The sequence below is a fragment of the Pseudoalteromonas sp. XMcav2-N genome, assembly GCF_024124545.1.
Lineage (GTDB): Bacteria > Pseudomonadota > Gammaproteobacteria > Enterobacterales > Alteromonadaceae > Pseudoalteromonas.
Map to the genome: position 1 here is coordinate 36,925 of NZ_JAMXSF010000003.1, position 12,871 is coordinate 49,795.

Sequence of the window (12,871 nt, forward strand, 5' to 3'; positions counted from 1 at the left end):
TATTAACCACCCCATGCAGCATGGTTGCTAATTGGAATGTTTATTTATGAGACGTATTTAGTATGTCAGAAAATTTTGCGCAGTTATTTGAAGAAAGCCTAAAGGGTTTTGAAGCAGAGCAAGGCTCTATCGTTAAAGGTACAGTTATTTCAATCGAGAACAACATTGTTCTTGTTGATGCTGGCCTTAAGTCTGAAAGTGCAATCCCTGCAGAGCAATTCAAAAATGCTGCTGGTGAACTAGAAGTTGCTGTTGGCGACGAAGTAGATGTTGCACTAGACGCAATCGAAGATGGTTTCGGTGAAACTATCCTTTCTCGTGAGAAAGCGAAGCGTCACGAAGCTTGGATCCGCCTTGAGAAAGCTTGTGAAGAACAAGAAACTGTTGTTGGTATCATCAACGGTAAAGTTAAAGGTGGTTTCACAGTTGAAGTTGATTCAATCCGTGCATTCCTACCTGGTTCACTTGTTGACGTTCGTCCAGTACGTGACACAACACACCTTGAAGGTAAAGAGCTTGAGTTCAAAGTAATCAAGCTTGACCAGAAGCGTAACAACGTAGTTGTTTCTCGTCGTGCTGTTATTGAGTCTGAAAACTCACAAGAGCGTGAAGAGCTGCTGGCTAACCTTGTTGAAGGTCAAGAAGTTAAAGGTATCGTTAAGAACCTGACAGACTACGGTGCGTTCGTAGATCTGGGCGGTGTTGACGGCCTACTTCACATCACTGACATGGCTTGGAAGCGCGTTAAGCACCCAAGTGAAATCGTAAATGTTGGTGACGAGATCGCTGTTAAAGTACTTAAGTTCGACAAAGAGAAAACGCGTGTTTCTCTAGGTCTTAAGCAACTTGGCGAAGATCCATGGGCAGCTATCGCTGGTCGTTACCCAGAAGGCGCTAAGCTAACTGGTCGTGTTACTAACCTGACTGACTACGGTTGTTTCGTTGAAATCGAAGAAGGCGTTGAAGGTCTGGTACACGTATCTGAAATGGACTGGACTAACAAGAACATCCACCCTTCAAAAGTTGTATCACTAGGTGACACAGTTGAAGTGATGGTTCTTGAAATCGACGAAGAGCGTCGTCGTATTTCTCTAGGTCTTAAGCAGTGTAAAGCTAACCCTTGGCAGGAATTTGCTCGTCTACAGAACAAAGGCGATCAAGTTACTGGTAAGATCAAGTCTATCACTGACTTCGGTATCTTCATCGGTCTTGACGGTGGTATCGACGGTCTTGTACACCTGTCTGACATTTCTTGGAACACGCCTGGCGAAGAAGCTGTACGTGAATACAAGAAAGGCGACGAGATCTCTGCAATCGTTCTTCAGGTTGACCCAGAGCGTGAGCGTATCTCACTAGGCGTTAAGCAAATCGAAGCTGATCCTTTCAATAACTACCTAGACGCAAACAAAAAAGGTGCTATTGTTAAAGGTAAAGTGACAGACGTTGACGCGAAAGGCGCAACTGTTGAGCTTATCGAAGGCGTTGAAGGCTACATCCGTGTTGCTGACATCGCACAAGAGCGCATCGAAGACGCAACTAGCGTTGTTTCTGCAGGCGACGAAATTGAAGCTAAATTCGTAGGTGTTGATCGTAAGAACCGTACTATCAGCCTATCTGTTAAAGCTATCTTCGAAGCTGAAGAGAAAGAAGCGCTTGAGAAGCTGAAGAAAGAAGAGCCAGCATTCGAAAATGCAATGGCTGCAGCTTTCAAAAACGCTCAAAAAGACTAATATCCAGTCTTGAATAGAAGGGCACTTTTGCCCTTCTTTTTTATCTAAAGGAAACGCTATGACAAAGTCAGAACTAATCGAAAAACTTGCTGAGCAACATATTCACGTTCCAGTCAAAGACGTTGAAAATGCGGTAAAAGAGATTTTAGAGCAGATGGCAGGTTCGCTTTCAAGCTCGGATCGCATCGAAATCCGCGGCTTTGGTAGCTTTTCACTCCACTATCGTTCACCTCGTACGGGCCGCAACCCCAAAACTGGTGAAACCGTAGAGCTGGATGGAAAGTACGTACCTCACTTTAAACCTGGTAAAGAACTTCGCGACCGCGTAAACGCCAGTCTTGAAAGCTGAATAAAGAGGTAACGCTTGATCCAGGTTGTAAGAAAAGGATTATTTTTGGTACTGGTGATAATCGCTTTTGTACTGGGGACACAAAACCCAGCTTTGGTCAGAGTGGATTATATCATCGCCAGTTCAGAAGTACCGTTGGCTAGTTTAATGAGCCTTTGTGTGGTATTCGGTTTGGTATTAGGGCTGTTGCTGGGCGTTGGCAAAATAACGCAGTTAAAAAGGCAAATTCGCCAACAGCAGAGAGTCAATCATTCGACGCAAGCGCAAAGTAATAAATGATAGAGTTACTTTTCCTATTGCTTCCGGTAGCAGCTGCTTATGGCTACGTTATGGGGAAAAACAGCGCTAAGAATCAAGCTCATGAACAAAACCGAAAAATTACTTCGGAGTACAGCAAAGGATTAAAATTTCTTTTAGATAGAGAAGAAGATCAGGGTCTTGAACACCTGATAAAATTATTAGAGGTCAGTGCTGACTCAGTGGAGCACTACCTCATACTTGCCACTTTATTCCGCAAAAGGGGTGAGCTCGATCGAGCCATCCGTATTCATGAGCTTTTACTTAAGCAGCCCAGTTTGGACAAACAGATTATCCAATCTTGCAAACTCGCCCTTGCTGAAGACTACATCATGGCCGGTTTATTAGACAGTGCTGAAGAGCATTTAGTCGAGTTGGTTAAAGCGGATTATGAAGAAGCATTGACGCCCATTATTCAGCTTTACTCGCAAACGCGCGAATGGCAAAAGGGTGTCAATATGTATGAAAGCCATTCAGACCTGTTTACAGAACAAGTTTATTGTGCCGCAATTGCCAATTTTTATTGCGAAGCTGCGCTTGATAGCCAAGGTCAGCAGCAGTGTGAAACAGAGTATTTTGAGCGAGCGCTCAAATTGCCAAAGACCACAATCAGACCGCTTTTTGAACTAGGCCACGATGCTTTGGGCAAAGAGGATAATGTTAAAGCCATTTATTACTGGCGCAAGTTGGTATCGCAATTTCCCTGTGCTATTCCGCTTGTATTGCAAGACCTGCAAACTTGCTACCAACGCCTTAATATTGAGCATGAGTTTTATACGTTGGTGAATGATTTGCTCAATGCCAGCGGCGTGCTGGTAAAAATAAAGCACTGCGAAGGCCTCATGGAAGCAGGCCGCACAGAGCAGGCGGTTGAATATCTCACAGACACATTAAAGCGTGAACCATCAATTCGTGGTTTCAGTTTTTTGCTTAAATTACTCGCGCGAAGACAAGATAAGTTTCAATCTGTATTAAATGAAGTAGACAACCTGGTGTCTGCCTATGTGGCTACAAAACCAGACTACCAGTGTCGCAATTGTGGTTTCACCAGCCACACACTCTATTGGTTATGTCCTTCCTGTAAGTCTTGGGAGTCAATACTGCCAAGTCAGGGCGTGGACGGGTATTAAAAATCGACATGTTAAAAGGTGAAATAGGTCAACTATGTCAAACACTGAAATGAAAAAGGTGCTTATTGCACTGGATTACGACAATGAAGCTGCTGCGTTGGCGTTTGTATCTCAGCTTTCTCCGAGTGAATGTCGACTAAAAGTTGGAAAAGAAATGTTCACCTACTTCGGTCCTCAGTTTGTTTCAAAGCTGATTGATAAAGGGTTTGATGTATTTCTGGATTTGAAGTTCCATGATATCCCAAATACTGTCGCTAAAGCTGTAACTGCTGCAGCCGAGCTGGGTGTTTGGATGGTCAACGTGCATGCCAGTGGTGGCACCGAGATGATGAGCAAAGCCAAACAAGCACTCGATGCTTATGGAGACAAAGCCCCCTTGCTGATTGCAGTAACAGTGCTGACCAGCATGGACCAGGCACAGCTCAGCAAACTGGGCGTAGACAAAACGCCTCAAGAGCAGGTGCTTTACTTAGCAAAACTGGCAAAAGAATCAGGGCTCGATGGTGTTGTGTGCTCAGCTCAGGAAGCGCAATCCCTTAAAGCTGAGTTAGGTAATGATTTTTGTCTGGTCACACCTGGGATCCGCCCTGCAGGGAGTGATGCCGGAGATCAGAAACGTATCATGACACCAGAGCTGGCAATAAAATCGGGCAGTGATTATCTTGTGGTTGGCAGACCTATCACTCAGGCTACCGATCCGGTTCAGGCCCTGAGCGCCATCAACGAGTCAATTAAGGGTCTTTAAACCCAAACTGAATACCACTTTCAGACCAGCTAACTTCAGGTAGCTGGTCTTGTTGCGCTAACTCAATGGACTAGGGCGACTATCGCACTTCCTATTACACCAATTTCACTTGATACCTGTTCAATCTATATGTCGATGCCTGTGCGGTAGCATGACGCGTGAGCGATGTTATTTACCATATTTTATCGCCTTTAAAGCGTACGCTGAATAGGTAAATCGCTATCACCGCGTGCCCATATTAAGTTGGTTACTCAATTAAGATTAGAAAAAACGACCCAATATCTATTAGCCTGCTACACTAATATTGTTACAGGAAGTTTATATAATGTTATCACTATCAAGGAGCTGATATGGACCAGCAACAAGTGGCCAGCATAGTGCATGGCCTGGCTAATGGCATTGATCCCATCACAGGAGAGATCCTGCCTGCACAGTCGCCTTATAACCATCCGGACGTGATTAGGGCGCTTTTCCAGTCTTTACAGTGGCAGCCAAAGGCCAGAAAAGTAAAGAGAACCTTGGCTCAAAAGCAGCAGGAAAACCTTGAGAAAGGGCTACCGAAAAATTACGGTTTACCCTGGTCAGAAAAAGATATCGCGCAGGTGCTTGAACAATATAAAGGGAATGTGGAGATCGACAGGATTGCAGTTAATTTGGCCAGAAAGCCTGGCTCAATCATTGCGGTATTGAACAAGCAAGGTGTAGTTGACGATGTCCGTGCTCAACAGCTCAATCAGCAATACAGGTATCAGGCGCAGCGTTAAAGCGTTAATCTGCTTTTATAACACCGCAACATCCAATTAGGCTATTCTTATTTTGTCCTCAATTACATGCTAGCTTGGGTGAAGTTGAGGACGATCCGTCTTCATATTCGAATTAGTATAAACATCAGGAGTGCAGCGATGGATAAGTTTTTGGCGGCGGCGATTGAAGAAGCGAAAAAGGGCCTGGATGAAGGGGGGATCCCGATTGGTTCTGTTCTGGTCCATAAAGGTCAGATAATTGGGCGTGGGCATAATCAGAGAGTCCAGAAGGGGAGTACGGTGCTACATGGCGAAATGGATGCATTGGAAAATGCCGGCCGCTTGAGCGCAGCGGTATATAAAGAGTGTACTTTATATACCACTTTGTCGCCTTGCCCAATGTGCTCAGGAACTGTCATGCTTTACGGTATACCGAAAGTAGTGATAGGAGAAAACAAAAACTTTATGGGCAACGAAGCGTTACTACGTGAAAATGGTGTAGAGCTGGATGTCCGTCAGGATCCTGAGTGCATTACTATGATGGACGAGTTTATCAAAGCCCGCCCGGATCTATGGAATGAAGACATAGGTGAATGACCTTATCGAAAGTGACTAGCTTATCCAGGCAGCTGGCAGATCTTTGAGACTATGATGTGCGTCATTAAAAAAGGAACTTAGTCCACTAATTCTTCTTCTTGCGGTTGTTTTGTGACCTGAATGTTTGTTAGGCTAAAGCGTAGCAGTCTCAGAACACAATTATAAGAAGAATAGTAATGGGCAATCTTTTTTTAAAAGAACGGGAGAATTGGTGGACTTGGATTGTCTGGGGTATTTTAGGGTGTGTTTCTACTGGTATCTTACTGCCGCACATCAGTGAGGTGTGGTTAGCATTATTGTCACCAGCTTGCTTCCTGCTCATATTAACAAGTTGGATGAGCTATAGTCGACGCTTTGACTTTAGTCGTGCATTTAAGGTACTCAGTTGTGTGACTGTCATGTCCGTCATTCCTATTTTCATTGAACATTTGTTTCCGGTAATTGACCCAACACAGGGCATCGTCGATATGGCGTTTGTGATACTCATATGCGTTGGGGTGAGCGTAATCGGTGCGCTGTTTGCGAGAAGACCAAAGCAGTATTATTAACCGGCAACACCGAAAAGTGGGTAAAGTGCATAAAAGGTAACCACCTAATCATTGCTTTTGCAAAATATTGAATTAAGACTTTACATTTACGCCGCAGCACAATAGAATGCGCGCCAACAACGGAGAGATGGCTGAGTGGTTGAAAGCACCGGTCTTGAAAACCGGCATACGTTAATAGCGTATCTAGGGTTCAAATCCCTATCTCTCCGCCACCTCATTCCCAAAACCGCCTATACGGCGGTTTTTTTCGTTAGGAGGCAGTGATGACTAAGCAAGTTGTTATTCATAGTTCGTTATGGGTGATTTTCAGTTTCTTCTATTTAAGTGGCCTGCAGGCTGCGTTGGTATTGGCAATTGATGGTCAGGAGTATCCCAGTATCTGGATAACTTTGTTGTATACATTTGCCTTCAACCTGTTGGTGGGTCACATCATCACCAAGTATGAAAAATTATTCCCTATGATTGCTGGTGTGGTTATTTCGGTTTTCGGCGTAGTTGGCTTTGGTTGTTATTTCACCGAGCGATTGGTGGGTTACAGCAACGAATTGATCATAGGTTTGACACTTAGTTTACCGTTTGCCACTTTCATGGTCAGAGAGTTCAAACTCAAAAGCCAAAGTAAAACGTAACTAAGGCAGAATCTTCTTATTTTTGCAGGCAGCCAGCCAGGCTGCTTGCAGCGCTTTCCTGCGCTGTTTCTATAAAGTTATCTACCTCCCTGTTAGTCATCTATACGCTGTGATACACTGCCGCTTCTTTTAAACTGATAAATAAGTGGATCTAATATGTCAGATTTATTCAACACAGATGCTGAAAAGGCAAGTTATGGTATTGGTTTGCAAATGGGCGAGCAACTTAAGTCTAACCCATTTGAAGGTTTGAACCTGAACTCGGTATTCGAAGGTATGAAAGATGCCTACGCCGGTGAAGCATTCCGTGTCGAGATCCCTGAGATCCAGGCTGCATTTGAAAAAATCAATGCAGAAATTCAACAGCGTCGTGAAGAAGAAGCCAAAGTACTGGCTGCTGAAGGCACTGCATTCCTGGAAGAAAATGCCAAGCGCGCTGAAATCACAGTAACTGAGTCTGGTCTGCAGTACGAAGTAATCGAAACAGGTGAAGGCGACAAGCCGGCAGCTGATTCAACTGTTCGCGTGCATTACCACGGTACTCTTATCAACGGTAACGTATTCGACAGCTCTTACGAGCGTGGTCAGCCTGCTGAGTTCCCAGTAAATGGCGTAATCAAAGGCTGGACTGAAGCACTACAGCTAATGCCTGTTGGTTCTAAGTGGCGTCTATACGTACCACATGACCTTGCTTATGGCGAGCGTGGTGCAGGTGCATCAATTGCACCATTCTCAACTCTGATCTTTGATGTTGAATTACTGGAAGTTCTTTAATTTCAGTACTAAGGCTGCTTATTTTAGCAGCCTCTTTTATGTTTAAAGGAGATAACCATGAAAAAACTATTACTACTACTTTTGCTCTTACCTAACCTTGTACTCGCTTCTAAGGAAACGTCTGGTACCGTTACTCTGTCAGGCGCTAATAACATCATTTTAGTTGAATTTAGCAAACCGAATTCTAGTTGTGGTTCACGTTACTATCTGCCGCTAAGTTCAGAGTATGAAAAGGCGCTCTTTTCTATGCTACTGGCAGCGCAATTGTCCGGAAAGAAGGTCTGGGCCAATGGCGCTGGTGACTGTCAAACAAGTTACCCTTACAGAAATGCTTATAAGTTAGTAAACATGAAGATATATGATTAAAGCATATTGCTTCTTTTACGCTTTTTGAGCAGTATCTACACTTAATACATGAGCTTGTGAGATACTGCGTTAAGCTCATTCAACAAATTGCCTGAGCTATGACTTTTTACTCTTCGTTACTCATCAAAAAATGCGTACAGTTGTTCCAATACTTTAACCTGGTTAGCATCTTTTGCATCGAACTCTAAGCCGTAGTAGGCATGCTCATCTGAACGGTCTTCTTTTCTGATCACTTTAGCGGGTATTTTTAGTGGCTGTTGCTGCATGTATTCGGAGTAATTTTTCTTTGGCTCGTACAGGATCAGGGTCACGGTGCTGTTAATATCCAGCGCCTGGTTCAACTGCTGACTCAAAATAACACCACAACCAACACAGCTTAGTTCCCGAGTAATCGTTGAATAGATTTGATCATCTGTTTCAATGTTTAGTTTTATTTTAGCTTCAACTCTGTCAGAGCGCCTTTTCTCGTGTTGTTGCTGAATATAGGAGTCTTTGTCTTCATCGAAGAAGAAGCTGTCCATTAAGTTATTGACCAACTCTGACGTTTGATATAAATCCCCGCCAATCATAGAGACCATTTGGGCTTTTTCTGCATTTTGCTGGAGCGACGCAAACAAATGCTGCAGTTTTAGCTGCATTTCAATCATCTGATCACTTTGACGGTTTGACCGATCTGCAATTTGCTCATTGGCGGAGACTATCCTGTCAATCGTCAGGGTCATCGCTTTCAGTGCCTGGCCACTTTCGTCAGAGCGCGCTTTACTGATATTGACCTGCTCTATGATATTAGTCATTAAATTGATGACATCCGACACTTTAGTCAGCAGTTGTGTAATGACCTGTCTGATTTCGTCCGTGGAGGCGGCTGTGCGCTTTGCCAGACTTCTGACCTCATCGGCGACAACCGCAAAACCTCTGCCTTGTTCTCCAGCTCTGGCTGCTTCAATCGCGGCGTTCAGTGCGATCAGCGCAGTCTGGTCTGCGACTGTTGAAATTGCATCTGTTACCGTTTCTATTTGTTCGCTGGCAGACTGTAACTCTCCGACTTCTTTGGAGGCCACTTCAACCACTTCGACTGTTCTGTTCATTTCTTCTAAATTACTGTTTACAGCAGCGATCCCTGAGTCGGCTTCCTGCCTGGCCTGGTCCAGGACGCCTTTGCTTTGCTCTATGGCGTTACTTGATTCGTGCAACAACTCCATAAAACAGTCAATAACCTGCATCACCTGGTTGTAACCGTCATTTTCGCTTTTCGCGACGGAGCTTATTTCGGTCGCAATTGCTGCAACTTGGTGTGCTGAATGTCCAACCTGTCTTGACTGCCGCCGGACGGTTGAAATAGTCGAAGACAGCGACAGTGTCATATGATTAAAGCTTTCCGAAAGTTGATTTAATTCATCCTTATGATGCATTGAGAAGTAGCTTTCTTTGGTCTGAAAGTTCCCGACGGAAATGTTTTGCGCGCGCTCCAGTAGCAGCTGGATCCGTTGTTTGAGTTTGTTACTGAACAGAAAACTGATTGAACTGGCAATAATCACTGTGATCAAGGAAGCGATTGTAATGACGATAAACATATCGCTGAGTGCGGTTTCAACGGTGGTAATCCCACTTGCAGATACCTGAGCAACATGTGAGTTCAGCTCATTGAGTTGCGCAAAGATTTGCTTAGTCAACGGAGAAATCACTTCGCGTAAATGCTTAGTGGCGAAATTCGCATCCGGGCTTGCTTGTTTCTCAAAGGCTAAAATCGTCAGTGGCGCAATTTTTTCCCGCTCTTCACTATAAGCGCTCCATTTCATCAGTTGAGCTTCACTGAACAACTCCTCGTAATCGTCCAAAATGGCGACAAACGCATCGCTGTTTGCAAACCAGGCTTGATCGAAACCGTCTATATTTTTTTGCTCCCTTGTCAACAAGAAGGCGCGTAACTCGGAGATCGCGGTTGCAAAACTCATTTTCGAGTCAACCAGGAGCTTGAACAGCTCCATACGCTCTTCGTCGGGATCTTCTTCAAGCTCGGACTCTATGAGCTCTGACAACAGCCCCACCATAGACTCGGCCAGCGGAATAGCCTGGGTGACCAAAATTTTAACTGCTGGCTCGTTGTCTACAGTATTACTAATATCGGAGACAACTTGTTGCTCGGTATTCAGTTGGCGCAGGTTTTGTTCAATAGTACTTAAAATGCGATTTTCAAAGCCTGTTTGCTGCGCCAGTGCTTGTAATTGCGCAAAGTGCTTGTTGATATTGTTCCAGGCTGCTTGTCTGGCTGCGATGGAGTTGCGTCTTTCTTCAGGACTGTTTCCAGTGATGATTTGTTCTTTCAAAGAAATCTGGGTTTCTAGTATCGCCATTCTTAAATCTGAATTCGCTTTTACCAGTGGTAATGACACTGATGAAAATTGCGTAAAGCTCTGTCCGATAGACCCTGTATTCAGGTAGACAAAAAGATTACTGAAGATACCGAGCGACGTGATGATACCAAAAGCAATTAACATTTGTATCGCGATATTTGGCACGATGCGTGATATATCCATCTGTTCTCACTTAATAAACTAGTATGAAGAAACTGCTTTGGCAGATAAGACAATTTTCATATAACAGGTGTTGCGTTATAGGGTTTATTTTTTTGCATTATCGAAAAATATAGTCAATCCTTGCTGTAGTTCAAAAATTAACCTTAACTTTATTGTCGAAGGGGGGGAAATGAGTACGTTGAGACTGTTTTTGATTGCGGCATTTTGCATAGGCAGTGTGAAAGTAGGGGCTAGCGCTGGCGTGAACATAGGGGGGTTAGGTACCCCTGATAAAGATGACATTGAGTACCCCGATGACGAGGAACCCAGCGAAAGAGAGATCCTGTTGGGCAAAACGCTATTCTATGACACTCGACTTTCGAAGCACCATAATCAGTCGTGTGCGACGTGTCATAACCCTGAACTGGGGTTCAGTGACGGTCTGGCCAAAGGCATTGGCAGTGGGGGAGATATCCTGGGTAGAAATGCGCCACACTTGTATAACCTGGCCTGGTCTGTCACTTTCTTCTGGGACGGCAGAGCCGCTTCTTTGGAAGAACAAGCTTTGGGGCCACTGGTATCCGATATGGAAATGCAAATGACCCCTAAAGATGTGGTCAAGCGTTTGAAAGAGGTTAAGTTTTATCGGGATGAGTTTGCGCAAATTTATGGCGAGATTTCTTTTGAAAATGTCGGCCGGGCCATCGCCGCCTTTGAAAGAACCATCATCAGTGATAACTCGCCCTTTGACCAATATCTGGCGGGCAATAAATTTGCTATGTCGCCCTCAGCAATCAGGGGCTTAAGTGTCTTTGTCGGCAAGGGACGGTGTACCAAATGCCATGATGGTGAAAATTTTACAGACGATAGCTTTCATAATATCGGGATAGATAACAAAGACATCGGGCGTTTCGAACTGGATAAAAGTGCGCAATTCAAAGGGGCTTTTAAAACCCCGGGTTTAAGAAATATCATTATGAGCGCACCTTATATGCACGATGGTTCATTGGGTACGCTCGAAGAGGTCGTGGAACACTATGATAAAGGGGCTGTGGGCACAAAAAATGTAAGCCCGCTCATTGTGCCACTCAACCTGTCTACTCAGGAAAAGGCGGATTTGGTTGCCTTTATGGCCGCGTTGACTGATCCCGTTGTGATCCAACGACCAATCATTCCTCAATAAAGGAAAAAACACCATGATTAAACGTATGCTAGCGCTGGGCCTGTGCATGGTTTTTAATGCACAGGCTGCCACCCTAACCGGAGAACTTACTTTCGTTAAGAAGCCGCCTTTTGCAGGTATCTTGTATGCAAAAAATGGGGCAGGACCTAAGGCTGCTGAACTAGACCAGGCGAATAAGGTGTTCGACAAGAAAGTGGTTGTGGTGGGTAAAAATGGTGAGATCACCTTTAAAAACTCAGATGAATTTCAGCATAATATTTTTGCCAATGATCCCAATTCAGGTGTGAAATTTGATGTGGGTTTGATGAATCAGGGTCAGACAACCAAAGTGTCTGCTGATTGGTCGGAAAATACACTGACTCGTATTGGGTGCAAAATCCACCCAAAAATGCGCAGTTACATTGCCAACGTGAATTCTGACACCTATCAGGTACTGCCTTTCACGAAAAAACAAAAAACTTATAAAATCGACTTAGATGCCGGATCTGCCAGCACGTTTGTGTTACAAATTCCTAAATATGAGCCGGTCGAGGTTACGCTTTCTCCTGGAGAAGCAAAGTCGATAGAGGTGATGTACAAGGGAAAACTCAGAGCCAACTTAAGCTTAACTTTAAAATAAGGCGCAGCGTATGAAACGCGTTTTGCTATCGCTGGCGGCTGGTCTTATTGCTGCATCAGGCCAGGTTATTGCAGACCCATTTGGGGTTTACCCCTTTAAAATACCGCCACAGTATCAGGCTGAACTGATCGATTACCGTACAAACTGGACACGCGTAACGGGGTTTGAACACTCAGGCTTACATTGGCAACAATTTATCGTCGTGTTTCTGAATAAAGATGTCAGAGTGTATGAAAGCAATTATCTGGAATATTTGCGGCTCTATCAGGATTACGATGAGGATGAAGACGAAGAAGAGCCGGTGCCTAACTTTAAGTCCTATTCACCGGGCACGATTGTTTTAAAAGAGAATTTCTCTTCTCAGTCGGGGTCGCCCCATGAAGCTCTGACGATCACTATGATGATTAAACGTCAGCCAGGTTATTCACCCACACATGGTGATTGGGAATATGTGCAGTTTGATAAGCAAGGGAAAGTGCTACTGGCGGGTAAGGGCTCAGACGGTGCAATCCAAAAAGTCTGTGCCAGCTGCCACGAAAGTATCAAAGAGCGCGATTACATTTTTGCTAATTTCTATTCAAAAAGTAAATAAATATTCGACTCCCATATTTGGGGCATAAAAAAGAGTGTGCATAACAGGCGGTA

Annotated in this window: 15 protein-coding genes and 1 tRNA gene; 15 read left to right on the forward strand and 1 reads right to left on the reverse strand. The window is 44.3% G+C overall.

The features are described 5' to 3' along the window. Positions 1 to 62 precede the first annotated feature (62 nt). From rpsA to NH568_RS04815, 12 genes are all read left to right on the forward strand, one after another. Positions 63 to 1,730 (forward strand): 30S ribosomal protein S1, encoded by a 1,668-nt coding sequence (gene rpsA, locus NH568_RS04760; protein WP_010384522.1) that lies wholly within the window; start codon positions 63 to 65, stop codon positions 1,728 to 1,730. 58 nt (positions 1,731 to 1,788) lie between these two features. Further along, positions 1,789 to 2,079: an integration host factor subunit beta gene (gene ihfB, locus NH568_RS04765; RefSeq protein ID WP_046004371.1), complete on the forward strand. Its 291-nt coding sequence runs from the start codon at positions 1,789 to 1,791 to the stop codon at positions 2,077 to 2,079. 15 nt (positions 2,080 to 2,094) lie between these two features. Continuing rightward, positions 2,095 to 2,358, forward strand: coding sequence for a lipopolysaccharide assembly protein LapA domain-containing protein (locus tag NH568_RS04770; RefSeq protein WP_253045012.1), 264 nt, complete (start codon positions 2,095 to 2,097; stop codon positions 2,356 to 2,358). Continuing rightward, complete coding sequence (gene lapB, locus NH568_RS04775; RefSeq protein ID WP_253045013.1) at positions 2,355 to 3,506, forward strand: lipopolysaccharide assembly protein LapB; 1,152 nt, start codon at positions 2,355 to 2,357, stop codon at positions 3,504 to 3,506. The genes NH568_RS04770 and lapB overlap by 4 nt, the downstream gene beginning before the upstream one ends. 34 nt (positions 3,507 to 3,540) lie before the next feature. After that, positions 3,541 to 4,251 carry an orotidine-5'-phosphate decarboxylase gene (gene pyrF, locus NH568_RS04780; protein WP_253045014.1) on the forward strand — a complete coding sequence of 237 codons (711 nt, stop codon included), beginning with the start codon at positions 3,541 to 3,543 and terminating at the stop codon, positions 4,249 to 4,251. A gap of 350 nt (positions 4,252 to 4,601) precedes the next feature. Further along, positions 4,602 to 5,015, forward strand: coding sequence for a hypothetical protein (locus NH568_RS04785; protein ID WP_253045015.1), 414 nt, complete (start codon positions 4,602 to 4,604; stop codon positions 5,013 to 5,015). A gap of 138 nt (positions 5,016 to 5,153) precedes the next feature. Continuing rightward, complete coding sequence (locus tag NH568_RS04790; RefSeq protein ID WP_253045017.1) at positions 5,154 to 5,591, forward strand: nucleoside deaminase; 438 nt, start codon at positions 5,154 to 5,156, stop codon at positions 5,589 to 5,591. Between the two features lie 176 nt (positions 5,592 to 5,767). Next, entirely contained in the window at positions 5,768 to 6,139 is a 372-nt protein-coding gene (locus NH568_RS04795) for a hypothetical protein (protein ID WP_253045019.1), read from the forward strand. Positions 6,140 to 6,260: 121 nt separating this feature from the next. Further along, positions 6,261 to 6,351: transfer RNA gene (locus tag NH568_RS04800), tRNA-Ser, on the forward strand. Positions 6,352 to 6,402: 51 nt separating this feature from the next. Further along, positions 6,403 to 6,768, forward strand: a complete 366-nt coding sequence (locus tag NH568_RS04805) for a hypothetical protein (protein WP_253045022.1) — start codon at positions 6,403 to 6,405, stop codon at positions 6,766 to 6,768. 156 nt (positions 6,769 to 6,924) lie between these two features. Next, positions 6,925 to 7,542 carry an FKBP-type peptidyl-prolyl cis-trans isomerase gene (locus tag NH568_RS04810; protein ID WP_054015030.1) on the forward strand — a complete coding sequence of 206 codons (618 nt, stop codon included), beginning with the start codon at positions 6,925 to 6,927 and terminating at the stop codon, positions 7,540 to 7,542. 57 nt (positions 7,543 to 7,599) lie between these two features. Continuing rightward, positions 7,600 to 7,908 carry a hypothetical protein gene (locus NH568_RS04815; protein ID WP_253045025.1) on the forward strand — a complete coding sequence of 103 codons (309 nt, stop codon included), beginning with the start codon at positions 7,600 to 7,602 and terminating at the stop codon, positions 7,906 to 7,908. Between the two features lie 116 nt (positions 7,909 to 8,024). Here NH568_RS04815 and NH568_RS04820 read toward each other — a convergent pair whose 3' ends face one another. Then, entirely contained in the window at positions 8,025 to 10,445 is a 2,421-nt protein-coding gene (locus NH568_RS04820) for a methyl-accepting chemotaxis protein (RefSeq protein WP_253045027.1), read from the reverse strand. Between the two features lie 169 nt (positions 10,446 to 10,614). On the opposite strand from NH568_RS04820, the gene NH568_RS04825 reads away from it, so the two are divergent. Genes NH568_RS04825 through NH568_RS04835 form a run of 3 tightly spaced genes read left to right on the forward strand, consistent with a single transcriptional unit; the run spans position 10,615 to position 12,818 of the window. After that, complete coding sequence (locus tag NH568_RS04825; protein ID WP_253045029.1) at positions 10,615 to 11,607, forward strand: cytochrome c peroxidase; 993 nt, start codon at positions 10,615 to 10,617, stop codon at positions 11,605 to 11,607. A 13-nt stretch (positions 11,608 to 11,620) separates the two neighbouring features. Then, positions 11,621 to 12,226: a hypothetical protein gene (locus tag NH568_RS04830; protein ID WP_253045032.1), complete on the forward strand. Its 606-nt coding sequence runs from the start codon at positions 11,621 to 11,623 to the stop codon at positions 12,224 to 12,226. Between the two features lie 10 nt (positions 12,227 to 12,236). Next, positions 12,237 to 12,818, forward strand: coding sequence for a cytochrome P460 family protein (locus NH568_RS04835; RefSeq protein ID WP_253045036.1), 582 nt, complete (start codon positions 12,237 to 12,239; stop codon positions 12,816 to 12,818). The last annotated feature ends 53 nt before the right edge of the window (positions 12,819 to 12,871 follow it).